33 protein-coding genes and 1 pseudogene are annotated in these 20020 nt (G+C 64.0%); 9 read left to right on the top strand and 25 right to left on the bottom strand.

The window, feature by feature from the left end; all coding sequences use genetic code 11:
* The 21 genes and pseudogenes from CRO01_RS16095 to CRO01_RS16005 all read right to left on the bottom strand — a co-directional run.
* Positions 1-361, bottom strand: a pseudogene (locus CRO01_RS16095) (hypothetical protein); the annotation flags it as partial.
* 273 nt (positions 362-634) lie between these two features.
* Positions 635-868, bottom strand: coding sequence for a hypothetical protein (locus CRO01_RS16090; RefSeq protein ID WP_097010195.1), 234 nt, complete (start codon positions 866-868; stop codon positions 635-637).
* Positions 861-1184: a hypothetical protein gene (locus CRO01_RS16085; protein WP_097010194.1), complete on the bottom strand. Its 324-nt coding sequence runs from the start codon at positions 1182-1184 to the stop codon at positions 861-863. The genes CRO01_RS16090 and CRO01_RS16085 overlap by 8 nt, the downstream gene beginning before the upstream one ends.
* A gap of 181 nt (positions 1185-1365) precedes the next feature.
* Positions 1366-1557 (bottom strand): hypothetical protein, encoded by a 192-nt coding sequence (locus tag CRO01_RS16080; RefSeq protein ID WP_097010193.1) that lies wholly within the window; start codon positions 1555-1557, stop codon positions 1366-1368.
* A 159-nt stretch (positions 1558-1716) separates the two neighbouring features.
* Positions 1717-1935: a hypothetical protein gene (locus tag CRO01_RS16400; protein WP_143824981.1), complete on the bottom strand. Its 219-nt coding sequence runs from the start codon at positions 1933-1935 to the stop codon at positions 1717-1719.
* Positions 1928-3133 carry a hypothetical protein gene (locus tag CRO01_RS16075; RefSeq protein ID WP_143824980.1) on the bottom strand — a complete coding sequence of 402 codons (1206 nt, stop codon included), beginning with the start codon at positions 3131-3133 and terminating at the stop codon, positions 1928-1930. Before CRO01_RS16075 ends, CRO01_RS16400 begins: the two co-directional genes overlap by 8 nt.
* A 588-nt stretch (positions 3134-3721) precedes the next feature.
* On the bottom strand, positions 3722-4387 hold the full coding sequence (locus CRO01_RS16070) for a hypothetical protein (RefSeq protein ID WP_143824979.1): 666 nt from the start codon (positions 4385-4387) through the stop codon (positions 3722-3724).
* Complete coding sequence (locus CRO01_RS16065; RefSeq protein ID WP_097010190.1) at positions 4380-4679, bottom strand: hypothetical protein; 300 nt, start codon at positions 4677-4679, stop codon at positions 4380-4382. The genes CRO01_RS16070 and CRO01_RS16065 overlap by 8 nt, the downstream gene beginning before the upstream one ends.
* A complete protein-coding gene (locus CRO01_RS16060) occupies positions 4676-5155 on the bottom strand; it encodes a hypothetical protein (RefSeq protein ID WP_097010189.1) in 480 nt (159 codons plus the stop codon). Before CRO01_RS16060 ends, CRO01_RS16065 begins: the two co-directional genes overlap by 4 nt.
* Entirely contained in the window at positions 5155-5346 is a 192-nt protein-coding gene (locus CRO01_RS16055) for a hypothetical protein (RefSeq protein ID WP_097010188.1), read from the bottom strand. The genes CRO01_RS16060 and CRO01_RS16055 overlap by 1 nt, the downstream gene beginning before the upstream one ends.
* A 68-nt stretch (positions 5347-5414) precedes the next feature.
* The gene (locus CRO01_RS16050) at positions 5415-5876 is read right to left on the bottom strand and encodes a hypothetical protein (RefSeq protein ID WP_097010187.1); all 462 of its coding nucleotides are present in this window, start codon (positions 5874-5876) and stop codon (positions 5415-5417) included.
* Positions 5869-6450: a hypothetical protein gene (locus CRO01_RS16045; protein ID WP_097010186.1), complete on the bottom strand. Its 582-nt coding sequence runs from the start codon at positions 6448-6450 to the stop codon at positions 5869-5871. The genes CRO01_RS16050 and CRO01_RS16045 overlap by 8 nt, the downstream gene beginning before the upstream one ends.
* Positions 6450-6623, bottom strand: coding sequence for a hypothetical protein (locus CRO01_RS16780; protein WP_179747517.1), 174 nt, complete (start codon positions 6621-6623; stop codon positions 6450-6452). The genes CRO01_RS16045 and CRO01_RS16780 overlap by 1 nt, the downstream gene beginning before the upstream one ends.
* The gene (locus CRO01_RS16040) at positions 6613-6852 is read right to left on the bottom strand and encodes a hypothetical protein (RefSeq protein ID WP_097010185.1); all 240 of its coding nucleotides are present in this window, start codon (positions 6850-6852) and stop codon (positions 6613-6615) included. Before CRO01_RS16040 ends, CRO01_RS16780 begins: the two co-directional genes overlap by 11 nt.
* The gene (locus tag CRO01_RS16035) at positions 6849-7646 is read right to left on the bottom strand and encodes a hypothetical protein (protein ID WP_097010184.1); all 798 of its coding nucleotides are present in this window, start codon (positions 7644-7646) and stop codon (positions 6849-6851) included. The genes CRO01_RS16040 and CRO01_RS16035 overlap by 4 nt, the downstream gene beginning before the upstream one ends.
* On the bottom strand, positions 7643-9277 hold the full coding sequence (locus CRO01_RS16030; RefSeq protein ID WP_097010183.1) for a hypothetical protein: 1635 nt from the start codon (positions 9275-9277) through the stop codon (positions 7643-7645). The genes CRO01_RS16035 and CRO01_RS16030 overlap by 4 nt, the downstream gene beginning before the upstream one ends.
* On the bottom strand, positions 9277-9555 hold the full coding sequence (locus CRO01_RS16025; RefSeq protein ID WP_097010182.1) for a winged helix-turn-helix domain-containing protein: 279 nt from the start codon (positions 9553-9555) through the stop codon (positions 9277-9279). Before CRO01_RS16025 ends, CRO01_RS16030 begins: the two co-directional genes overlap by 1 nt.
* Positions 9552-10118: a DUF7344 domain-containing protein gene (locus CRO01_RS16020; protein WP_097010181.1), complete on the bottom strand. Its 567-nt coding sequence runs from the start codon at positions 10116-10118 to the stop codon at positions 9552-9554. Before CRO01_RS16020 ends, CRO01_RS16025 begins: the two co-directional genes overlap by 4 nt.
* The gene (locus CRO01_RS16015) at positions 10118-10507 is read right to left on the bottom strand and encodes a PadR family transcriptional regulator (RefSeq protein ID WP_097010180.1); all 390 of its coding nucleotides are present in this window, start codon (positions 10505-10507) and stop codon (positions 10118-10120) included. The genes CRO01_RS16020 and CRO01_RS16015 overlap by 1 nt, the downstream gene beginning before the upstream one ends.
* A gap of 225 nt (positions 10508-10732) precedes the next feature.
* Positions 10733-11005, bottom strand: a complete 273-nt coding sequence (locus tag CRO01_RS16010; RefSeq protein WP_245838565.1) for a hypothetical protein — start codon at positions 11003-11005, stop codon at positions 10733-10735.
* A gap of 286 nt (positions 11006-11291) precedes the next feature.
* Positions 11292-11489, bottom strand: a complete 198-nt coding sequence (locus CRO01_RS16005; protein ID WP_097010179.1) for a hypothetical protein — start codon at positions 11487-11489, stop codon at positions 11292-11294.
* A 109-nt stretch (positions 11490-11598) separates the two neighbouring features.
* Here CRO01_RS16005 and CRO01_RS16775 point away from each other — a divergent pair, with 109 nt between their 5' ends.
* Positions 11599-11766 (top strand): hypothetical protein, encoded by a 168-nt coding sequence (locus CRO01_RS16775; protein WP_179747516.1) that lies wholly within the window; start codon positions 11599-11601, stop codon positions 11764-11766.
* Positions 11767-11965: 199 nt separating this feature from the next.
* Here CRO01_RS16775 and CRO01_RS16000 read toward each other — a convergent pair whose 3' ends face one another.
* The 4 genes from CRO01_RS16000 to CRO01_RS15985 are packed head-to-tail and all read right to left on the bottom strand — an operon-like array spanning position 11966 to position 13485.
* Positions 11966-12361, bottom strand: a complete 396-nt coding sequence (locus tag CRO01_RS16000) for a hypothetical protein (protein ID WP_097010178.1) — start codon at positions 12359-12361, stop codon at positions 11966-11968.
* Positions 12351-12671 carry a hypothetical protein gene (locus tag CRO01_RS15995; RefSeq protein ID WP_097010177.1) on the bottom strand — a complete coding sequence of 107 codons (321 nt, stop codon included), beginning with the start codon at positions 12669-12671 and terminating at the stop codon, positions 12351-12353. The genes CRO01_RS16000 and CRO01_RS15995 overlap by 11 nt, the downstream gene beginning before the upstream one ends.
* The gene (locus CRO01_RS15990) at positions 12668-13090 is read right to left on the bottom strand and encodes a hypothetical protein (protein ID WP_143824978.1); all 423 of its coding nucleotides are present in this window, start codon (positions 13088-13090) and stop codon (positions 12668-12670) included. The genes CRO01_RS15995 and CRO01_RS15990 overlap by 4 nt, the downstream gene beginning before the upstream one ends.
* A gap of 5 nt (positions 13091-13095) precedes the next feature.
* Positions 13096-13485 carry a hypothetical protein gene (locus CRO01_RS15985; protein ID WP_097010175.1) on the bottom strand — a complete coding sequence of 130 codons (390 nt, stop codon included), beginning with the start codon at positions 13483-13485 and terminating at the stop codon, positions 13096-13098.
* 228 nt (positions 13486-13713) lie between these two features.
* On the opposite strand from CRO01_RS15985, the gene CRO01_RS16850 reads away from it, so the two are divergent.
* The 8 genes from CRO01_RS16850 (at position 13714) to CRO01_RS15945 (ending at position 19937) form a co-directional block, all read left to right on the top strand.
* The gene (locus CRO01_RS16850; protein WP_218839224.1) at positions 13714-14049 is read left to right on the top strand and encodes a hypothetical protein; all 336 of its coding nucleotides are present in this window, start codon (positions 13714-13716) and stop codon (positions 14047-14049) included.
* A complete protein-coding gene (locus CRO01_RS15975; protein ID WP_097010174.1) occupies positions 14042-14659 on the top strand; it encodes a DnaJ domain-containing protein in 618 nt (205 codons plus the stop codon). Before CRO01_RS16850 ends, CRO01_RS15975 begins: the two co-directional genes overlap by 8 nt.
* The gene (locus tag CRO01_RS15970) at positions 14649-14924 is read left to right on the top strand and encodes a hypothetical protein (RefSeq protein ID WP_097010173.1); all 276 of its coding nucleotides are present in this window, start codon (positions 14649-14651) and stop codon (positions 14922-14924) included. Before CRO01_RS15975 ends, CRO01_RS15970 begins: the two co-directional genes overlap by 11 nt.
* Positions 14921-15445: a hypothetical protein gene (locus CRO01_RS15965; protein WP_097010172.1), complete on the top strand. Its 525-nt coding sequence runs from the start codon at positions 14921-14923 to the stop codon at positions 15443-15445. The genes CRO01_RS15970 and CRO01_RS15965 overlap by 4 nt, the downstream gene beginning before the upstream one ends.
* 128 nt (positions 15446-15573) lie before the next feature.
* Positions 15574-16353: a hypothetical protein gene (locus CRO01_RS15960; RefSeq protein WP_097010171.1), complete on the top strand. Its 780-nt coding sequence runs from the start codon at positions 15574-15576 to the stop codon at positions 16351-16353.
* Between the two features lie 322 nt (positions 16354-16675).
* Positions 16676-17488: a ParA family protein gene (locus tag CRO01_RS15955; protein ID WP_179747515.1), complete on the top strand. Its 813-nt coding sequence runs from the start codon at positions 16676-16678 to the stop codon at positions 17486-17488.
* 5 nt (positions 17489-17493) lie between these two features.
* The gene (locus CRO01_RS15950; RefSeq protein WP_143824977.1) at positions 17494-17952 is read left to right on the top strand and encodes a hypothetical protein; all 459 of its coding nucleotides are present in this window, start codon (positions 17494-17496) and stop codon (positions 17950-17952) included.
* A gap of 656 nt (positions 17953-18608) precedes the next feature.
* Positions 18609-19937, top strand: a complete 1329-nt coding sequence (locus tag CRO01_RS15945; RefSeq protein ID WP_097010168.1) for a tyrosine-type recombinase/integrase — start codon at positions 18609-18611, stop codon at positions 19935-19937.
* Positions 19938-20020: the final 83 nt, after the last annotated feature.

The raw sequence follows: 20020 nt of genomic DNA, 5'->3' as shown, positions 1-20020 counted from the left end.
CTTCCGCGCGGAAGATGCGTGCCGCTCGAAGTACGTAATAGGCCGTCGTGAACGGTTCGCGGTTGCGGATGGCGTCCTCTGCATGCTGGTGGGCGGTGTTGCCGCACTCGCAGATCGTGCCGGTTGCAACGCCGCGCTCGACGATCGGTCGGTCTCCGTCTTCGTCGACATCCAGTGAAATCTCGCCCGTCTCGGCGTGTTCAGTCCGGTACTGCCAGCCGACCAGAACGTCCTTCGCGTAGTCCCACTCTTGATGGCTTGAGGGCCCGACGACGACCGACGCCGTCGCGGGCTTGTCGACCGTCTTCAGCTGGCGCCCGCAGGTCTTGCAGAACCGGTGGTCGTGCTCGAGGAGTTCCATGATCTCGCCGGCACGCCGCTCTCGTTTGTGGGCGCGATGGCAGCTGGACGAACAGAACGATCCAGCGACCGACGTCGACGCCCGGCGGTCACCGCCACAGTGTGCGCACTCGTACACCTCTTCGGCGCCGTTGGGTTGTGTTGTCGAACTCATAGCTATCGGCCCAGCGCGCTGTGAACGCGCTCAGGAAAATGCTCGCGTTATTGAACGAAATGGTGTCCGAACAGTATCAAACCCACAGACGCCGCAACATCTTGCGGCGTTCGTAGAGTATCAGGCAACCAAAAACAAGTGTTCGCGGCCGGTGATCGGACGGCGGTCAACACTATTGGTCTGTTCGGCGAGACGTTGCAGGGCGTCGCGGGCCGTGCGCTCGGGGATCGCACAGCGGTCAGCGACCTCAGTGGCACGCAGCGGCTCATCCGCGTCGGCCAGTACGCGGTAAACGAGTTTGGCCGTGTGAGGCAGCGTCTTGACATCGTCTGGGATCTCCGACTGATCAGTCACTGTGGTCACCTCGCAGCGTGTCGCCCGGGAGGTCCTCGCCGGGTTGGTCGACTTCATCGGCTGGTGCCCAGCTGCGACGCGGACGATGGGTGTCGGGATCGGCGCCCCAGACGACTGTGATGCGGCCCGCCTCCCAGAGCTCACGCAGTCGGCTCTCGGTGCCAGACTTGCCCATGTCGATCCGGGCGGCGATCGTCGTCGTGGCGACGCCGCCCTCGAGGATGTCGCGGTCGCCCGCCTCCCACGCCTCCCGGAGGACGGTCATCAGCTCGTCGTTCGTGAGCGGCGAGTGGGCAGTGTCGTAGCGCGTCGTCATCGAGATCGCGCCTCCTGCTGTCGTGCTCGGAGATGGTGCTCGGCGCGGCCCTCGGCGACGTGCGTCGTTGCGGTGGCGCAGTTCGGGCAGCCCGTGTGGACCGTGCTGTGTCCAGTGATCGGATGCTCGTCGAGGGCTTTGCTGGTAGCCCAGCAGCGCGAGCAGATGTAGGACTGGCCCATCACCGCTCACCACCGTTCAGATGCCAGCGCGGGAAGTAGCGCCACTTGCGGTAGGTGCCGCCGTCTCGGAACCGACCATCGGCCTCGTAGCAACAGTGCCGGCACGAGTGGAGCACCCAGTTCAGATACGGCTCGTCTTCGACGGGCTTGCCGCAGCGAGTACAGCGACGGAGCGTCTCGTTACTCTGCATCCTGATCGGCCTCCGGAGTGGTGCCCGAACGTAGTGAACTCAGTTCCACCGTGTGCCAGCACGACGGGCACTTGTAGTCCTCGCCGTGTTTGTCCAACTTGCTCCTGTCCGTAATCGGTATCTCACAGCCGGGACAACGGTAGAGGACGCCCTCAGACATCACGAATCGCCTCCGTTGGAGTTGCTATCCCAGTATTTCAGCTCCTCATGAATAATGAAGACGCCATTATAGATGCACCAATCGCCCTCATCAGGAGCTGTGAGTTTTGATCCGACTGTCGAGAAGGTTGCGTTGAACTCTCTGCCGCAGACAGGACACGTGTCTTTCGACGTGTCGATGTACGGCAGCGGGATATGACCGACACCAGCTTCAGACATCTCGATCACCGTCCTCAGACTGCTCACGGCTGGGGCCACCACCGTCGGTCATCGACTCGGTTAGCTGGTCCATCCGGTCAGACGCAGTGTCAGGCGACACCGTCGACTCAGTCGAGGCCGTGTAGTCGGAGACCGTCGTCTCGGTCGTGTCGCCGAGCAGCGAGTCTGTTTCGGCGTCCCGGTAGTCGATTATCGTCTCGAAGAGGTCCGGATCAGCGTCACCGACGGCACGGAGATCGACCCGGAGTGCGGCCTTATCACGTGAGCGGTCGATGCTGAAGCCGTCCGCGAGCGCAACCTCCTCCATCAAATCGAGGACGGTCGACTTCGCTGGCACGTCCTCGAGGATGTCCTCTTGGATGCTCGGCCGCCGAGCAGTGACTTTGCCAGTCGATCGGTTTGCTGCACGACGGCCCAGTGCGAGCTTGATCCTGCGAGCGCGGGCATCACGATCGAGGTGGTCAACTGGCTTCCGACACTCCTCGGGCGTCCCGTCAGGGACCAGTCCCGCCGCCTCATCTTCGGGGAGCCAAACATGCGACGCATTGGGGTGGGGTTCCACGCCGAGGCGCTCGATCACGAGCTCACGGTAGCGCTCCAGCGTCGGCTCGGATGCCCGCTGTCCGCGACCAGCAACATCATGGATCTCGCTGTTGAGTTCGTCATCGGTGAACTGCCGGTTGAGCCGCTGGCAGATCGTGATGACATTCCGGTCGACCTTACCGAGGCCGCCCTCGCTGTCACTCTCATCGAGTTCGGACAGCATCGCTTCGGCGTCATCGATCACACGGTCAAGCTTCCGCTCGAGACGATCGGCACGGCCACCTTCCCGATGCTCGCGGATCGCACGGGCAAACACAACTCCGAATGGGTCGTCATCCTCAGCTGCGACGGCGCGGAACTCGTCCTTGACCGCTTCGTCGACGCGAGCTGTGACACGTGTCCGCGGCTGGTCAGCCAGCGAGGAATTTTTTTCTTTGGACGCCGCCCCCGGACGGCGCCCCGCTGCTTCAACCAGCCGATCGATCTTCTGCTCGACGGCGTCGTAGCCATCGGCGTCAGCGTAGGCCCGCATCGCACGCTCCGCTTCTCGGCCGAGATAGCCGTCGATGCTGCCGAACTCAGACTCCACGTGATCACGGAAGGTCTGCCACTCGCGTTCCGGAACACGCCAGTCCAGCATCACGGTCTCACGCATCTCGACCACCCCCGCTACCCTGCTCACAGCAGGGTGCTGTGAGGGCGGTGGCTGTACCACCACCACTCACAGCAGGGTGCTGTGAGGCAGGGGAGGGGGTCAACCGACCCCCTCCACTTAGCGCAGCTACCTCTGGTATGGCTATGCGGGCGGAAGCAGCCGTAACGCGGTGGTTCGTGGGTCTGGCTGCTGTGGGGGCGTGCAGCGTCGTGGCTGCGTTCGAAAAAATAAATTTCTCTCTGAGGTGGTCCGGCAGCGTGGTCGTGAGGTGGTCGTGATCTGGCATGGTTGTCTGGGTGGACGTAGATACGGCACTCTCGGCTGGGTGATCGACAATCCGTGATCGCGTCACAGTGAGGCCGCCGTGTTGGAGAGACGCACAGCTACTGCTGTCCGGTAAACTTATGTCGCCCGGCGTCCCAGAACCAGATATCCTACTCCCGGTTCTGACACTCCCCAGCGACGGGTGTGCCAACCGCAGCGTCCTCAGTGTCGTCCTGTCCTGATTACGGAGAGGGACGGAGTCGTGGCCTATAAAGGCTCGCGTTCTGACCTGTTTGCTCGTCAGCCGCGCGTCTGACGCTGGTGTCATTGGCTGACACCTCCACGGTAGCGCGAGGCTTCGGAGATATCGGCGTAGCGGCCGTGATTCACCAGCAACGACCGCGCTTTCGAGGGCGTCACGTCCAACTCCTCGGCGACGCCGTCGAGGTAGTCGCACTTGTCGGCGGCCGCCTCGATCTCCTCGCTTGTCACGCTCTCGGGCAGTGTGGGCCCGGCATCGCTGTCGTCGGTGTTGCTGGCCTCCTCGAGTGTGTCGACGAGATCTTCAGCGTCGATCGCCGGCGACGTGAGCTCGTCGTCCGCGCCGGCGCCGTCATCGCCATTACAACCATCTGTAATGGGCGCCGTCCCGGGGTTTTCTTCGTCGCTGTCTTCGTCCTGGTCGCCGTCGTCCTCGACGAGCGCCAGCTGCTCGACGGCGCCGTACCGCGTGCCGCGCGCACCGTCGTCGAGCGCGAACAGCGTCGCAACCTCGCCGGCGCCGGAGTCGATGCCGATCTCGTAGATCGTCCCGCGCGAGGTCTCGACGCGCAGCGTGGCGGTGCGCCAGTCCGAACCGTACGGCACCGCCCACTCGTCCGGACCGTCGACGGCGACGACGTCGAGCGGCGACGCGTAGTCGTGGTGGGCCGTGACGTCGACCTGATCGCCGACGCTGATGTCGTCGAGGTCTGCGAGCACATCAGTCATCGGCGGCACCTCCGGGCTGGTCGGCACGCTCGCCAAGCGGTGAGAGCCCGACGTCCTCGGGATTCATCTTGGCGATCTTGCTGCAGAGCTGTGGCCCGGTGCTCATGTCGTTCTCGCGCTCGCCAGCACAGACCGAACACTCCGGGTGGTCGTCTGGCAGGACGCTCCGCTCTTTCTCGAGCACGGAGACGGCCTGCTGGAGCCGGTCGCAGTTGCGGTCAGTGTGGTGCGGGCGGCGATCGTCGCCCCCGCGCTGCGAGCGCACGAAGACGGTGTCGCTGTCGTCGCTCACGACTGACCACCTCGATCGCGCTGCTCGCAGCCCGGGCAGGGTAGCGTGTTCGGTGTGCTGTTGATGTTGACCCCCAGACACCGCGCACACCGCGAGATGCGCCCACGGCCCTCCATGCGGCCGTCGGGCAGTGCCTCGGCGATGCACCAGCACAGCTGGCGGGCGTCGCGGAGCTGCCCATCCCACCCACCGAGTTCCGCTTCGGCGTCATGTAGATGGGCATCACAGTTAGCGACGCGCCGGCGGATCGTCCCGGCCAGCCAGTCCGTCCGGGCCTTGCGGTGGTCAGCGAACGGCCGGATCGTGACGTGTGCGAGCGCGAGCTCTGAGGTCGCGTCCGGTGGGCAGGCATCGTCGAGCGCGGCGTCGAACGCCTCGCTGACGAGCTCCTCGAGGCGGGCGAACGCCTCGTGCAGCCCGAGGTCGATGACGTTCTCCGAGGTGGGCGCTGGGCCCAGCTCTATCTCGGCCGCCATCAGACGGCACCCCCAGCGACGCCAAAACCGAGCGCGGTCAGCGTCAGTCCGATGCCGACGAGCAGCATCCCGACCCAGCCGAGCAGCCCCGGCTGTCGTCGACCGGTCATCGTGATCGCGGCGCCGGCGATCGTCGCCGTCAGACCGAACGCCGCGGTGAGGAACCCACCGGCAGCGGTCTCACTCGGCATCGGGCGACACCTCCTCCAGTCGCGTGTCGAGATCGTCCAGCAGCTCGTCGAGCCGATCGTCCCAGCGCTCAGGCATCGGGACTCACCTCCAGGAGCTCCTCCATCTTCGGCACGTCGTGGCCGAGTTCGTTGAGGTGGTCGTGGATCGCAAACAGCGTGGCTTGCTCCCAGTTCGGGATCGCGTCCGGTTCGGGGCAGAGCCACTCATTGTGATCTGGCTTCAGAACGCCGATCGCCTGCTGGCCGATCGTGACGACGGCCGACCCTGCGGGATGCCGGACCGACATCGTCTGGTCGTCACCCAGCAAGTACAGCGAGCCGTACCAGAGCCGGTCTTGTCCGGTGCCGTTCAACGCCACGCCCCAGCGCTCGTCTTCGTCGTCCCACTCGTGGGTCCAGACATCGACGAGGTCCTCAGCAGGCGTGCCGACAGCAGCCGGGAGCTGCGTGACCAGGAAGAACGCCGCGGCGCCCTTCTGCGGGTCTCCCGGGTGTTCGGTGCTCGGGACGCCGGGCCGGGGCTCACTCATTGGGGCTCACCTCCAGCTCTTCGCCGAGCGCGTCGAGGACCTCGGCGTTGACCAGCCCCAGCCGGTCGCCGATGTTGTACTCGATGACGGCGTCGCCCACCGCAGCGTGCCGGCGCTTGCCGTCGTAGATGTCCGCGAGTGCGTCGCCGGCCGCGAGGTGGACGCGCTCGTCCGGGCTGGGCCTGTCGGCAAGGACGTCGAGCGTCTCCTCGGTCAGCGTGATCGCCTCGGAGAGGTTGAGATCGAGCGCGTAGTCATCGCCGACGCCGTCGAGCGCTGTCTCCAGCAGCTCCTTGGCACGTCGGACCAGCGGCTCGGTCTCGGGATCGGGGTAGTTCTCTGGGCCGTCGCCACGCCGGTCGACCCAGAGCGTCGGGTCGTCGCGCTCGAGGATGAGGTCGTCCTCGAGCCCGCGAATGGCACACTCATAGCTGCAGAAGTGCGTCCGGCGAGCCTTCCGGCGACCGACGCGATCGTCGAACTGGAACTTGTTGACGTCGATCAGTGTATCGGCCTGTCCCGTGCCGCCCAGTGCTTCCCGGATCGGGCCGCCACAGGCTTCGCAGCGGGCCATCAGGCATCGCCTCCGTTCAGGAAACACACCGACCACGGCAACTCGCCGGTCGGGTTGTTCGGTCCGGGACACCCCTCGTTTCCGTTGGGGCACGTCGTGTCCTGATCGCCCACACCGGCGTGGCCGAGGACGCCGTCGACGGCGCCGGGATGGGCGCGGCGGTTACTCGCCATCGGCCTCACCTCGGTGGATCGGGATGACCACGTCGACGGCGCCGGCGTCGAAGTCCGACACCGTCCGCTCGACGATCATGCCGTGCTCGTGGGCGAGATCGTGGACGACCTCCGTGTCGATCCGCTCCTCGGTGTGGTCGGTGCAGCGAACGACTAGCTGGTCGTCCTCGCGGCCCACGGAGACGCCGTCCTCGGCGGCGGCCTCCAGGAGAAAGTCCTCGGCGCTCATGCCGAATCGCCTCCGTCGCTCACGCTGACGCTGTCGAGTTCGTCGAACGTCTCTTGGTTCTCGTCGACACCGGCGCCGCCGCCCTCACCAGTTTCGCCCGGCGCTCGACCGTCGTTTTTGACGTGCCGAACGACGTGCTGACCGACGTAGTCGACGAACTGCTGGTCCGACCAGTCGCCGCCGTAGAGTTCGACGTAGGCCGTCGATGCCGCGAAATAGGCCTTGGCCTGTCCAGACTGGTAGATGTGCTCGACGCCGAGCTCGTTCAGCGGCGTGTGCATCAGCTCGTCGCCGATCTCGGGATCCTCGTTGACGTGGCTGCCATAGAGCACGCCCTTCCGGCCGCCCTTTGCGACGCCACGGCCGGCGAAGCCCAGCTGCCAGACATCCGGCTCTTCGAGGTCGGCCAAGAGCCCCCGCAGATCGAGGTTGGTGTCTTTGAGGTGGGGCGTGATCACTTGGCCGAGCACGCCGGCGACCCAGTCGTCGGAGACGATCGCCCAGCCGTTATCGACGGCCATCCAGACGCCGAACTCGGTGGTGTGGTCGCGCTGCAGCCGCTGGTTGATGCTGACGCCGTCGTCACTGGTGCTGACAGAGGCGACATCTTTCTCGATCTCCCGTCGCAGCGCTGCCCGCCCGGTGACGAACTTGCGTCCGGATGTCGTCTCGCTGCGGCGGCGCACGGTCAGCGCCCACTCGGGTTCGCCGGCGATCGTCTGCTGGGCAGCCGATGTCGTGATCTCGTCGACGCGGATCGGCAGGTCGGACGTTCGGAGGCGACCGCGATTCACTGCGACTCACCTCCGTCGAAGCCGCCGGGGCCACGGAACGTCGCCGCGATGTCGCCCACCTGCAGATCGGCGGGGGTGATCCCACTGCCGTCGGCGAGCGTCCGCCGGAGCGTCCCATTGTCTGGTGCGTAGAGGTCGCCCTGCTGGAGCAACAGCCGCAACTGTTTGAGGATGATCCGGATCTCGGCAGTGGTGTTCTTGGTCGCGTGGTCGATCACGTCGCCGACACTGGCCCCGCCGTCTTCACCGGCGCACTCGACGACGCCCTCTCGCAATGCTCGCCGGGCTGCTGTCGCCTCGCTGCCACCGGCCCACGCATCGCCGAGGTCTTTGCCCTCGCCATCTGGTGTGCCGACGCCGTCGGTGTGGTCGTCGAGATCCTCGCCGAGGCCGTCGGCGCGAAGCTCGGGCTCGCCCGCCGACGCATCGACGAGACCGCTGACCATCACGGTCACGTCGCCGTCCGTCCCGTCGACCGAGAGAGCGACGAACTGCTCGCGGAGTTCGTCGAGATCCACGCCACGCATCGTATCGGTGGCCGACAGCGTAGCCTCCGGCGCCGTCTCTTGATCGCCGCCCTCTATGTCGATGAGTTCGAGCGGGTACCGTGAGCGGTCGTCGATTCTGTGGACCGCATCGCGGAACGCCTCGGTCTCGGGGTCGATCCCCAGCTCGTCTTCGATGCGTTCGACGCGCTGTTCGAGGCCGTCCCAACGACCCGTTCCGCCGTCGGCGCGGATCTCCTCAAACTCGACATCGACCGTGCCGCGGGCCTCGTCAGTAACGTCGTTCCGGTACAGTTCGTTCTCGCGGGCGTACAGGCGGTTGGTCTTGCTGCAGTCCTGACAGCAGACGAACCCGACGTAGCTCCCTCTGAGCTCGAGTTCGACCAGCCAATCGGCTTCGGCGTCGCAGTCCTCGTACTCGCAGTCGGGGCCCGCGATCCGCTCGGCAGCCCGCGGGTCTGCCCGCTCGTGCTCGACGCCGCCGTCAGTCCGGACCTCTCGGTCGGTCTGGTCGAGCTCGTCGCGGTACTCGATCGCGGCTTCGAGCGCCTCGCTGAACTCGTCGGCCGCGGCGTCTGGACCAACGATGTCGGCCGCTTCACGATGGGCCGCCTGCAGCGTCGCTTTCGAGACGCCTTCCACGAGAGCGAAGACGATCAGCGTCTTGCGCCATTCCGACCAGTCGGCCTGGTGCCGGAACGCGTGCGCGAACAGGTCGCGGAGCACGTCGCCCGCGTCGGTCGCTTCGTCGTCGGCAGGCTCGTCGTAGTCGTCGGGGTCGAACCCCTCAGCACTGACCGCGAACGTCCGCAGCATCCGATCGGCGTCGACGTAGGACGCCGATAGCTCGGCGAGCGTGAGCTCGGCGTCGTCGAGTTCGTCGAGGAAGTCCACACCGCGCGTCTTCTCCTCAGCGATCTCCGCGAACTCGGCGATCGTCGCATCCTCTTCGACCGCGAGTTCCTCGATCTCTTCACCACCGTCGGCCATCACGTGCTGGCCTGTGGTCTCCTCGTCGTCCTCCTGATCGCCATCAAGCGGGTCCGGCGTGCCACATTCTTGGCATCTGTATATCTTGCGCGGGTCCTCGCCGCAGTTGCGACAGACGCCGTCGACGCCGTGCATCAGACGCTCACCTCCTGCATCTCTCCGGCGATCTTCGCGCCGGCGTCAGTCAGCCCGTACACGCGGCCTTTCCGACAGTCCTCTGAGACCAGCAGCTCGACGAGATCGCGCTCACGCAGGCTCCGGAGCGCCCGCGAGATGTGGGCGATACCGTCGTCGGTCTGCTCGGCGATCGTCGACGGCGTCTTCGGGCTCGCCGTCAGCGCCTCGAGGACGTCCTCACGGTACTGCGATGACTGCACCCAGCCGATCGTCTCCCAGTCACGGTCGGTCGTCATGCCTCGTCACCTCCGTCGCCGACAGCGACTGGTCCGACGGCGCTGTCGTAGTGGTCGAGATCGTCGAGGCGTCGCTCTGTGGTCAGTGCTGTCGGCGGGATGGCTGGTGCGTCGTCCGGGTCGGTCTGGAGTTCGCGCAGCTGTACGAGCGCTTCGCAGATGCCGGCCGTCTCCGGCGTCGGGACGATCGCATCATGGCTGTCGTTACAGGCGATCGCGCCCATGCTCTCGAGCTTCGGTAGGTGGACTTGGTACAGTGCGACGTACACGCGCTTGCGCTCGTCGCTGGTGATCTCGCTGGGCTGCTTGTCGTTCTCGCGTGCGGCAACGACGCGTGCGAGATCGCCGAGGCCGACTGCCTGCCCGGTCTCGGTACAGTGGTCGTTGACGATCTCGACGATGTCGCGCCGACAGGCGTTGGTGATGATCTCGCCGAGTTCGCTCAGGGAGAGCGATGTGTTGGGCGTCACCGCCATGTCGACGGACATGTCGTGGTTCTGCTCGGGCGGGTTAGCGTCCTCCGTGCGGGTGCCGGTGAGTGCATCGATGATCCGGCCGAGCATCAGGCATCACCCTCGTTCTGGATGGCGACGCGCTGGAGTTCCCACTCGGCCTGCTCGACGAGCGCGTCGTGGCCGGCGTCGGTGAGCTCGTACTCGTTGGTGCGCCCGTCGAGATCGCTCTTGTCGACGAAGCCGAGCCCGACCAGTTCGTCGAGGTTCGGGTACAGCCGACCGTGGTTGACTTCTTTGCCGTAGAGGTCTTCGAGGTCTGCCTTGACGCCGAGGCCGTGCTGCCGACCGTCGTCGAGGACCGTCAGGATGTGCCGCTGGAACGCCGTGAGATCGTGGGCTGCTAGCGTAGTTGTGGCTTGGTTCGTGTTCGGTTGCTCGATGGACTGGCGCTCGCTCGATGGGGGAGCGCTTTTATCTGTCGCGTTGGAATGGGTCATGTGTCTACTGCGGTTGCCTGCTGATCCTCCCGTTAGGGAGCCCGCAGCAGGCCAACGGGTTGCTCGGTGGACAATGCGACCTGACCGGCAGTGGACCACGACAGCTTGGAACCGGCCGCGTCGAACTTTTGGAATGGGCCGACGCGGTCGGTTAGTGTCGTGATGTGCTGGCGTGTTTTCGCGGCTGTGTTGTAAGTGAGGGTTGTATTTCCGGGGTGGGCGGTCTCAGCGCCCGTCGATGAGTTCGATGCGCGACCACGAGATGAGCTCCCCTGTCTTCTTGTCCAGGAGCTCGTAGTGCTCGGGGTCGGCATCCCGGTGGGAGTCGCGTGCTTTGCCACACGAGGAGCAGTAGACGTGCGAGTTTGTCGGCGTCCACCGCGTGTGGCCGTTCGGACAGCGGAAACGCATCCGATCAATGTCATCTGACCGGTTGATCTGGATGGTCTCCCGCCGGTCTTCGACGCTACTCCCGTCGGCGCGTTTAACTTTCGCCATGGTACCAACTGCTTCTGACGAGAGCGGTTATTATCAAACTGATTACCCGCCGGAGTGAAAGTGAAACCCCATCCGACCGCGGCGCCGTCTCGCGGTTTGCAAACCCCGACCCGAGTGGAAGTAAACGCGGCGTACTGGCGGGCATTCGTGTAGTATCCTCGTGATACTACAGCGAAGCCGCAAGTACCGGCCGCATTACCAAGCCTCGGGGGTTTGTGGTATCGGATGCGCATTGGTGTTCTTGGCCGCCGCGTGGGGGCGCGGCGGTCTGCAGTTGATTGGCGAGCTATGCCTCGGCGATCTCTTCGCTGTCGAGCAACTCCTCGATGTTCACGTCCTCTAATTCGTCGTCAGCGATGTCCCCGAGCCGCGACCGGACGAAGTCGCTTTGATTCAACTCCGCTGCTGCCGCGGCGAGTCGGATTTTCCGCTTTAGAGCCGGCGAACAGCGGACGTGAATGAACTTATCGTCATCTCCCGGCATGGCTCTGTATTACTTGTGTTGCAGTATAATACTTGTGGTGCAGCGGGGTTGAAGTGTTCGCTGTAGGCCCTAGGCTTATTTGTGTTGGGGAACAACACTTGCAACAACAATGGCGAAGCAGTTGAGTGTCCGAATTGACGATGAGTTGGAAGAACTCATCCAGAAGGAGCAGGACGAGGTCCCGTACGACGTACCGCAGTCTGAGATTGTCCGGACTGCGCTAAGAGAACACCTGTCGGGAAATGCGACTGCGGCGAAGACAGTAGTAGCTGACTAACTCTTCGTCGCTAAAGTAAGCCCGCAAAAACAGCAACTCTCCCGTTTTGTCTTAGTCGTCCGCCAGCGGACAGTCCACCATATGGCTGACCTCGTCGGGACGCTCGCCAACAGCATCGCAGCACTCGCAGTAGACCCTCCCGGTCGGATGGTTTCGCGCGTTCCGCTCGAGGCCGAGTAGCAGCTCACTCCCGCCGGCGTTACTCGCCGCCATCAGCTACCTCCATGAGAACGGCGCCGACATCGATGTCTGTGCCACCTTCGTCGTGAGCACTCGCCGTGTCGATCACGTCTGGGCGGACAGCTTGAAGCCATGTTTCGGGATGCAGCTGGCCGGCCGCGATCTCGATTTCGACGAGTGTGTCCTCGGCGCCGAGCGTACTCGACTCCAACTCGTGGGGCGCACAGACTGGACACCAGATCCCGACGATCTCCCATCGCGTCTCGCCGGTCGTCCGCGTCACGCGAAGCGTGGCGGGTTGCCCCTCCCAGAGTTCGCCACCACAGCGCCGGCAGTGCTCGGGCTGATCGTTCGGGAGTTCCCGGCCGCAGATCGCTTGCTCGATGGCGGCCCGATCGAGGCGGTCACTGTGCATCGGCGTTCACCTCCTGCTCGTCCTCGAGGTCGTGTAGTGGCGTCTCCAGTGAGAGCCGTTCGCGGGGGTAGGCGTAGCGCTTCTTGTCGACATCCAAGTCGGTCCGTTGCGGGAAGATCACCTCGACGACGTCGTCGGTCTCGGGGTACTCGGGGTTGACTTCCGCGACGGTCGGGCCGCCGTCGCCGAGTTCGTACGCGTCGGCCCGAAGCGTGTCGAGCCCAACGACCAGCATCGTGGCACTGTCTTCGTCGTCTTCGCGGTCAGTGACGTGGTCGCCGATCTTGATTGGGGGTAGGTCGTCGCTCATAGGTCTTGCACCCCCGTGGACTCGCCGCCGCCGAAGTCGGCTGGCTCGGAGCGGGTCGGCTCTTCGCGGCCATCGTCTTCATCGTCCTCGAGGAACCGGTCGCGCTCGTCGCGGGCGGCCGCGATCGCGTCGTCGTCCAGTTCGGCGACCAACTCGGTCACGACGTCGTTGACGCGCTCGGTCGCCGCGTCGTTGAGGTCCGCGCCGGCGCTGAACGCCGCCGTGTCGATCTCATCGTCGTCAGTGTCGGCTGCCAGCGCGTAGCTTCGTTCGGCGAGATCGACGAGCCGCCGAAGGTCACTGTCTTCGGGAACCCCTTCGGCGACGTGGTTGTGGAGGATCACCGAGTCAAACTGCTCGGCCTGATGACGCGCGGTCTCGTTGAGGCGCTTGCGTGCGTCGCGGCAGATGTCCTGCATCGTGATCACCGTCCCTCCTCGGTACGGCGCTTCGGCACTGCGATACTCGTCTTGAACTTGTCCGGGCCGCCTTTGCGGACGACCTTCGGGGTGTAGTATATCTCGCCATCGCGCTCGATCGCCGCGGCACGGTAGGCCTCTTCGACGCGGTCGCCGGTCTCGGGGTGCTCGTAGCGAACCCACATCAAGACGTCCTCGGAGTAATCGATCTCGGTTGCGCTGACGCGCTCGCCTTCGAGGTGGGTCTCAACGCAGATTTTCTCGGCGTAGTAGCGGTTCTCGGTCTCTTCGTCGACCGTCTCATGCGAGCCAGCGTAGGCCCACTCGGCGGGAATCTCGAAGTGCTCTCGGTCGACGTCTTGCGTGAAGTTCTTGGCGTTCTGTTTCGTAGCCATGGTTGCTCTCTTTGAGGGCGCGGGGTCGGTGTCTGAAGCACCGTCCCCGGGAGTTTCTCCCGAGGCGTCCCGCGCTTCAGTTACATCTCTATCAGCCACTTCCTTAATACTTACGAATAATCGTATACACTGCTGAGTGTGTATACGAGTTAGGGGTAAGCTATTTGGCGCGTGCGTGTATCTTACGACATGTGGTATTACATGGCCACAGCTAAAACAGCAGATTCAATGACAGAAGAGGGCCGCGCGTTGCTTACCGAAGCCGAGCAGGAGATCATTGCAGGCGATCGTGATGTGTCGGACAACTACGAGTACAAAGTCCGCTCGCTGGTTCGAAATCGCGTTCGGAAGAAGCTCGGCAGCGACATCGACATCCTCGAAGAGCACTTCCCCGAGGTCTACGAGATGGTCAAGCGCGATGTCTGTGATTCGCCAGAAACTGACCTACAATCTGTGAGAGAAGCCTATCAAGGCCTCCAAGGCGCCTTCGAACGCAGCGACCCAGAGGCAGCACGACGTGCAGCTGATCGCATCGGCGAGGCACTCGGGGAAAACGATGAGTAACGCGACCGCCGAACCGGACCAGAGCAGCGGCATCGATTGGCCGGCCGACTTCGCGCGAACCCCCACAGGCGAGCGCGAACGGAATCGCAAATACGACGTGACGCTCGCACAGGCGCTCGACGATCTCGAAGCCGAACTCGACCGTCTTGGCGTCGATGACTGGCGGCTTTCGACAGCCGCCCAGCAGCGCCAGCGCGACCAGCGCCCCTACAGCCGCGCAAACCCAGACGACCCGGGCGTCGTGGTTCGGTGGTCGATGGACGGCAACCAGTACGCCGTCGCGTGCGACCGCTACACGAAGCTCCGAGACAACGTCCGGACGGTCGGGCTCTACATCCACGAGAAGCGCAAGATGGAGCAGCGACCGGTTGAGACCGGCGAGAGCGAGTTCGCCAACGCCCGTCTGCCGCCGGCCGACGACGAGGACGTGATCGAGGCCACCGAACCACCGCACGAGATCCTCGGTGTCGCACCCGACGCGCCCGACGAGGTCGTACGAGCTGTCGCTCGTCGGCTGTCGGCGGACCTTCATCCCGACACTGGCGATGGTGATGTCGAGAAGTACAAGCGCGTTCAGGAAGCCAAGGAGGCGATGCTCGATGCTGACTGACCTGCCCCGTAGCGTGCTCTACCAGACTGCCCGACTTGCCGAGCAAGTCTGCCCGTTCGGAGTGGCGTTCTGGGCCACCGCCGCGTGCCTCGGCGCTGTAGCGACGCCGATCCATGGGCTCGATGCACTGGCCCTCGTCGCATTCGGCGTCCTCGCAGTGGCGTACTTCCTCGGCGTTGCGCTCGCGGCCCACCGCGTCCGCATCGCAACGCAGCTGCCGACGCTCCGGCCGGCGGGCGACCTCCGTGACGAGGTGGAGCTATGACCGAGACCGGCCTGTCGATCGATCGAGACAGCAAGGCGCTCCAGTACCGCATCTTGGACGCCGGCGATCACTGGGTGCTCGAACGCGCGGCCCCAGAGTTCTCGCTGACGCCGGACGAGTTCCGAGCCACGGAGTTGGCCCGATCGATGCTGCCGACCGACCGGCGCGACCGGATCGTCGTCCCGCCGATCGTCCAGCAAGAGATCGACGCCGGCGCCGGCGACGCGATCTCGTTGGTCGTGGTCGTGAACGCTCACGTCCGCGTCTTCACTGACGCGATGCAGACCGCGATTGACCCGCTGATCGACGCGATGGCGAACGCTGCGGAAGCGTTCTCTGATGCGTTCGCTTCAGCAGTGTCGTCTGCGCTTTCGTCGATCGAGCCCGACGCTGGTGGGCAAGACCGAGATGCGCAGCTGCCCGAGCCGATCCGTGCTGCTCGACGGCGCCGCGAACAGCAACGCGAGACTGCCCGCCGCACTACTGGCGCGCACTATCCGGGTGATGATCCACATGTCTAATGAGAAGTCTGCGAGCGGTACTGACCGAACCGGCCACCCTCTCACCCACACTCCTCCCAGTGTGTTCCCCTATACACCACAAACTATAAGTGGTTGTCCCCCTATGTACTACATAGAGGTCGAACACAATGCACGAACTCGAAGCCGGCGACCGCGTTCACTACATCAGCATCCCCGACGAGTTTACGCTGGAGACGACGGATGCCGAGATCGTCGAAACCGACGCTACGGTTCTAGAAATCGAAGAGGTCACGAAGCACCTCGGCCCGAGCAACACGATGGAGCAGACCATCGTCGTCATCGAGACCGACGAGGGCGAGGAACACGAGGTCAGCGCGGGCTACATCAACGCCGAGATCGAGGACGGCAGTGGCGTTTCGCTCCAGCCAATCGAAGACGACGAAGACGAAGAGATCGAATCCGGAGACAGCGACGAAGACTTGCGGACCGACGGCGGCGACAAGCAGGATCACGACCGCGAGCAGGACGACGTTGCGGCGGCGTTGGAGGACAATCGAGGCCTGCCCATCGACTGGACGATCGAGACCGACACGATTGCCGACGGCCGGGCTGCGGTGCGCGTGTCGTGGGAGCCCGGTACGGAGTTCTCGGCGTTCTCGCTCGACAAACATCAACTCCCGCATGGCTGGGAGATCGTCCAGTTCGGGACGCGAGTTGGCGAACGCAACAAGCGCAACAAGCGATATCTTACCATCGCCGAGCCCGACGACAGCGAACCGACGATGTACGACGGTCTCGCGCGGGAACTGACTGCGTCGGAGCTACGCGATTACCTCGCCGTCGAGCGGTTTGGCTACTCTCAGACGGGCTGGGCAAAAGCGTCGGAGCTCAACCGGAGCAACGTCTCGGAGCGCGTCAACTCCGCGCGACGGAAGCTCGAAGAGTAGACCGCAGAAGCGTCCATCTGAAACCGCATCGTGTGGTGCGGACGCCAACTTCAACGGCTCCAGAGCGCCGTCTGGAACAGCCTACAGTGGCGTCGGCCAGTCATATAATCTCATCGACTGAGACACGCAACCACCACTGTCTACATACGGGGACTGACCGGCCGGCGGACGACTGACGCACCGCTTCGACATCTATTCCTCGCCGGCCGACGAGCGTCTGACGCGCTTTTATGATCCATCAGTGAGAGCACTCCCGGTAGTGACAGGCAGGACAGCAATCCCAGTAATGATGGGATTGCCGTCTATGCCGGGTCTGCCAATCATGACAGCAAAACGCATCACGACGGCGATATTCAAGGGCGGGACCGGGAAGACAGCTACGGCGACAAACCTCGCGGCCGCACTCGCCGACCAGGGCGAGGACGTCCTCGCGGTCGACCTCGACCACCGCGGCGGGCTCACGAAAGGGCTCGGCCTTGAGGACGCCTACGACGCTGAGTACCACATCGGCCAGTTCTTGCTACAGGACGACGCCGTCGACGGCGCCGATCCGACATCGATCATCCGCGATCGCGGGCCGTTCGACGTGATCCCGGCCAACCGCCGGATGGATGATCTCTCCGACGACCTGAACAACGACCGCGCGTGGTTCCTGCGCCTCGAAGAGTTCCTCGACGATGTCGAGGACGGCTACGACTGGGTCGTGCTGGACTCGCCGCCGGAGCTCAACCGCGTCAGCGACTCGGCGATCATCGCCGCGAAGAATGTGCTCGTGCCGCTGATGCCCGCCGGCGAGGCGCTGGACGGGTTCAGTGAGCTCATGGAAAACCAAGTCATCCCGATTCGGAGAGACCTCGACGACGAGGTCTCGATCGCCGGCATCTTCGTCAACGTCGCGCGTGACAACAACGAGAAAAAATTCATCCTCGAGGAGCTTCGGCCCGAGTTCGACGACGAGCTGCTACTCCAAGAGAGCGACGACGGTGAGGAGGTTCTCGAAGTCCGCTACCGCGTTGCGATTCCACGGTCGTGGCGTCACGGCGAGACGTTGTTCGAGTTCGATCCTGAGAACGCGATGTGCGACCGCTACCGTAAACTCGCCGCAACGCTCGACGAGCGGATCGACGGGGCGTGATCTCGATGGCCGACGACGACCCCCGCGACCGCTTCAGCGGCCTCGGTGACCTGAAAGACGAGTACGAAGGAACGACCGACGACGGCAACGACGAGCAGGACAGTAAAGACGGCAATGATGTCTCTGACGAGAATGATAGTATGACTGACGTAGCCAGCAGTGCCAGTAATGATGGGATTGACAGCAACGACAGCGAAGACAGCACTACCGGGACCGATGGGAAGGACGGCGTGAAGGCGAGCCGTGAAAACGTCCAAGCGTACATCCCGGCGGACGAGAAAGAGGAATTGGAGACCGCGTTCCGGCAGATCAAAGCGCTGTGCAACCTCGCTGACCGCGACGAGCCGCTGAAGAACGACTTCTACGCTGCGGCGTTCCGTCACGGACATCAAGACCTCGAGGCGATCGCAGCGTACCTCGATCTCGAAGCGGCCTACGACGAGTACGGGGAGATGGTCAGCTGACGATGGCAGAAGACTACCGAGGTGACGAACTCGGGCTGGAGTGATCTGCTGTTCGCGTTCGATATATCGAATAACGCTTTATCGGGGCTGTTCCATCGGAAACGACGGGGTTTTGGCCCACGTTTTCGGCGGCTCAACCCGGGGAAAACACCCCCAGTCCACCGCTCCAGACGCCGCTCAGTCACTCGTAGCGACTGTCTACTGCGATTTAGGGATAGGATGCAGGATTATTTTATTTATGTTACCAAGTGGCCACACTTACGCGAACAGGAGGATGTACTGACCGATAGCGATGCAAGCCAGTCCGACGACGCCGCAGCTGACCGAGACTCCAACGAGCAACTCTTCGATCGAGGGCATGATCGATACGGCACGGCCGATCGGGAAATGCTTTCTCCCCTGAGCAGCCAATTGCTCTTTAAATACGTCTTGCTACTCAATACCAGAGAAAACACACTACACGCCTCGTCACTGTCTACTGATTCTCGCAGTAAGCTCGAATTACCTTACGGCAAGGTTATATAAGGGCTTCAGATCATTAAGTAAGTTTGGGCCGCGTGCCAGCGCAGCCCGAGCATCGCCCACCAACCAACCAGCGCGACCGCGCCGCCACGCAGCAACCCACCGTAGCGCGGTCGCATCCAACAGTTACGAGTATGCAAGACGACTATCAAAAAGTCATCGACAGACGGCTCCGGCACATCCGGAGCGACGACGAGATCAGCGACACCGAACGGCAACGACTCCTCGACTACCACGACGCCCTTGACGCCCACAACCGGACGTCCAGCGCAAAACACCAGATCAGCGGCACCCGGCACGAGAGCTACCTCTCACACCTGCACCGGCTCGCCAAGCACACCGACGCGCTCGTTGAGACGCTCGACCCCGACGCCGGCGAGGACGCGATCGACGCGATCGTCCGCTGGGTTGACGGCGAGTACGACAACGGCTACACGCTCGACAACTACTACTCGGCGCTCCGCAGCTGGGGCCGCTTCCTCGCACCGGACGCGCCGGACGAGGACTACCCCGAGCGCTTCGGCGCCGTCGAGCTCGGCAACGTCGAGGACGATCAGCCCGCACCCGAACCCTCGGAAGTGCTGTTCTGGGACGACATCGTCGAGATCATCGAGCACTGCAACCACGAGCGCGAGAAAGCGATGACCGCGCTGCTCTGGGCGCTGGGCTGCCGGCCGATGAGTGAGTTCTGGGAGCTCACGTTCGGCCAGATCGACGACCGCGGCGACCACCTCCTCGTGTCAATCGAGTCCGACTCGAAGACGTTCGCCCGCACCGTCCGCGTCGACGTCGGCGCGCCGTACGTCCGGCTGTGGATGGAAGAAGCTCACCCGGCGAACGCGACCGATCGCGGCCCTCGGTCGGACACGTACCTCTGGACGAAACGGTACGACGACGAGCACGTCGGCTACCAAGACATCCGCCGAAACATCAAGCGGGCTGCCGAGCGCGCAGGGGTCACGAAGCCGGCGAACCCCGAGCACTTCCGCAAGTCGCGCGCCAGCATCCTCGCTGCGAGTCGCTACGTCAGCCAGCGCGACCTCGAGTTTCACTTCGGCTGGTCCCGCGGGTCGAGAGTCGTCGCCCACTACATCGCTGTCTTCGGGTCGGAAAGCCGGAAGCACATAGCGATGGCCGACGGCGCACAGATCGACTACGACGAAGATCCCGATCCGATCGTTCCGGTCGTCTGCGACCACTGCGGCCGCCGGACGCCACGGCACCGCGACGAGTGCCTCTGGTGTCCCGGCGAGACGATCGCCGAGCTGGGGCAGGCGCCGCGGCTCGTCGAGCCGACCGTTGCCGACGAAGGCGCTGACCTCTTGGACCTGATCGTCGACGGCGACGTCGACGCCGAGGACCTCCGGGCGCTCGACCGGCTCCAGCCGATCATCCAGCGCCGTGACGACCTCTGGGACCGGCTGCCCTCGTACATCGAGCACGCCGAACAACTCGCCGACTAAGTGCGACCCTAACCACCCGCCGTTTCCGCTGTTCTACGCCTGTTCAAACCGCTGGTTTCGCGGGCGCTGAGTAAATATACAAA

It is taken from the genome of Natronoarchaeum philippinense (genome assembly GCF_900215575.1).
GTDB classification, from domain to species: Archaea; Halobacteriota; Halobacteria; order Halobacteriales; family Natronoarchaeaceae; genus Natronoarchaeum; species Natronoarchaeum philippinense.
The sequence above is the reverse complement of the archived record's forward strand: the minus strand, read 5'-3'. Positions and strand labels throughout refer to the sequence as shown.

Bases quoted from the DNA above. Each gene is read 5' to 3' on its own strand.
- CRO01_RS16085 (WP_097010194.1), bottom strand. From the start codon at position 1,184: ATGACGACGCGCTACGACACTGCCCACTCGCCGCTCACGAACGACGAG.
- CRO01_RS16080 (WP_097010193.1), bottom strand. From the start codon at position 1,557: ATGCAGAGTAACGAGACGCTCCGTCGCTGTACTCGCTGCGGCAAGCCC.
- CRO01_RS16400 (WP_143824981.1), bottom strand. From the start codon at position 1,935: ATGTCTGAAGCTGGTGTCGGTCATATCCCGCTGCCGTACATCGACACG.
- CRO01_RS16075 (WP_143824980.1), bottom strand. From the start codon at position 3,133: ATGCGTGAGACCGTGATGCTGGACTGGCGTGTTCCGGAACGCGAGTGG.
- CRO01_RS16070 (WP_143824979.1), bottom strand. From the start codon at position 4,387: ATGACTGATGTGCTCGCAGACCTCGACGACATCAGCGTCGGCGATCAG.
- CRO01_RS16060 (WP_097010189.1), bottom strand. From the start codon at position 5,155: ATGGCGGCCGAGATAGAGCTGGGCCCAGCGCCCACCTCGGAGAACGTC.
- CRO01_RS16055 (WP_097010188.1), bottom strand. From the start codon at position 5,346: ATGCCGAGTGAGACCGCTGCCGGTGGGTTCCTCACCGCGGCGTTCGGT.
- CRO01_RS16050 (WP_097010187.1), bottom strand. From the start codon at position 5,876: ATGAGTGAGCCCCGGCCCGGCGTCCCGAGCACCGAACACCCGGGAGAC.
- CRO01_RS16045 (WP_097010186.1), bottom strand. From the start codon at position 6,450: ATGGCCCGCTGCGAAGCCTGTGGCGGCCCGATCCGGGAAGCACTGGGC.
- CRO01_RS16780 (WP_179747517.1), bottom strand. From the start codon at position 6,623: ATGGCGAGTAACCGCCGCGCCCATCCCGGCGCCGTCGACGGCGTCCTC.
- CRO01_RS16040 (WP_097010185.1), bottom strand. From the start codon at position 6,852: ATGAGCGCCGAGGACTTTCTCCTGGAGGCCGCCGCCGAGGACGGCGTC.
- CRO01_RS16030 (WP_097010183.1), bottom strand. From the start codon at position 9,277: ATGCACGGCGTCGACGGCGTCTGTCGCAACTGCGGCGAGGACCCGCGC.
- CRO01_RS16025 (WP_097010182.1), bottom strand. From the start codon at position 9,555: ATGACGACCGACCGTGACTGGGAGACGATCGGCTGGGTGCAGTCATCG.
- CRO01_RS16020 (WP_097010181.1), bottom strand. From the start codon at position 10,118: ATGCTCGGCCGGATCATCGATGCACTCACCGGCACCCGCACGGAGGAC.
- CRO01_RS16015 (WP_097010180.1), bottom strand. From the start codon at position 10,507: ATGACCCATTCCAACGCGACAGATAAAAGCGCTCCCCCATCGAGCGAG.
- CRO01_RS16010 (WP_245838565.1), bottom strand. From the start codon at position 11,005: ATGGCGAAAGTTAAACGCGCCGACGGGAGTAGCGTCGAAGACCGGCGG.
- CRO01_RS16005 (WP_097010179.1), bottom strand. From the start codon at position 11,489: ATGCCGGGAGATGACGATAAGTTCATTCACGTCCGCTGTTCGCCGGCT.
- CRO01_RS16775 (WP_179747516.1), top strand. From the start codon at position 11,599: ATGGCGAAGCAGTTGAGTGTCCGAATTGACGATGAGTTGGAAGAACTC.
- CRO01_RS16000 (WP_097010178.1), bottom strand. From the start codon at position 12,361: ATGCACAGTGACCGCCTCGATCGGGCCGCCATCGAGCAAGCGATCTGC.
- CRO01_RS15995 (WP_097010177.1), bottom strand. From the start codon at position 12,671: ATGAGCGACGACCTACCCCCAATCAAGATCGGCGACCACGTCACTGAC.
- CRO01_RS15990 (WP_143824978.1), bottom strand. From the start codon at position 13,090: ATGCAGGACATCTGCCGCGACGCACGCAAGCGCCTCAACGAGACCGCG.
- CRO01_RS15985 (WP_097010175.1), bottom strand. From the start codon at position 13,485: ATGGCTACGAAACAGAACGCCAAGAACTTCACGCAAGACGTCGACCGA.
- CRO01_RS16850 (WP_218839224.1), top strand. From the start codon at position 13,714: ATGACAGAAGAGGGCCGCGCGTTGCTTACCGAAGCCGAGCAGGAGATC.
- CRO01_RS15975 (WP_097010174.1), top strand. From the start codon at position 14,042: ATGAGTAACGCGACCGCCGAACCGGACCAGAGCAGCGGCATCGATTGG.
- CRO01_RS15970 (WP_097010173.1), top strand. From the start codon at position 14,649: ATGCTGACTGACCTGCCCCGTAGCGTGCTCTACCAGACTGCCCGACTT.
- CRO01_RS15965 (WP_097010172.1), top strand. From the start codon at position 14,921: ATGACCGAGACCGGCCTGTCGATCGATCGAGACAGCAAGGCGCTCCAG.
- CRO01_RS15960 (WP_097010171.1), top strand. From the start codon at position 15,574: ATGCACGAACTCGAAGCCGGCGACCGCGTTCACTACATCAGCATCCCC.
- CRO01_RS15955 (WP_179747515.1), top strand. From the start codon at position 16,676: ATGACAGCAAAACGCATCACGACGGCGATATTCAAGGGCGGGACCGGG.
- CRO01_RS15950 (WP_143824977.1), top strand. From the start codon at position 17,494: ATGGCCGACGACGACCCCCGCGACCGCTTCAGCGGCCTCGGTGACCTG.
- CRO01_RS15945 (WP_097010168.1), top strand. From the start codon at position 18,609: ATGCAAGACGACTATCAAAAAGTCATCGACAGACGGCTCCGGCACATC.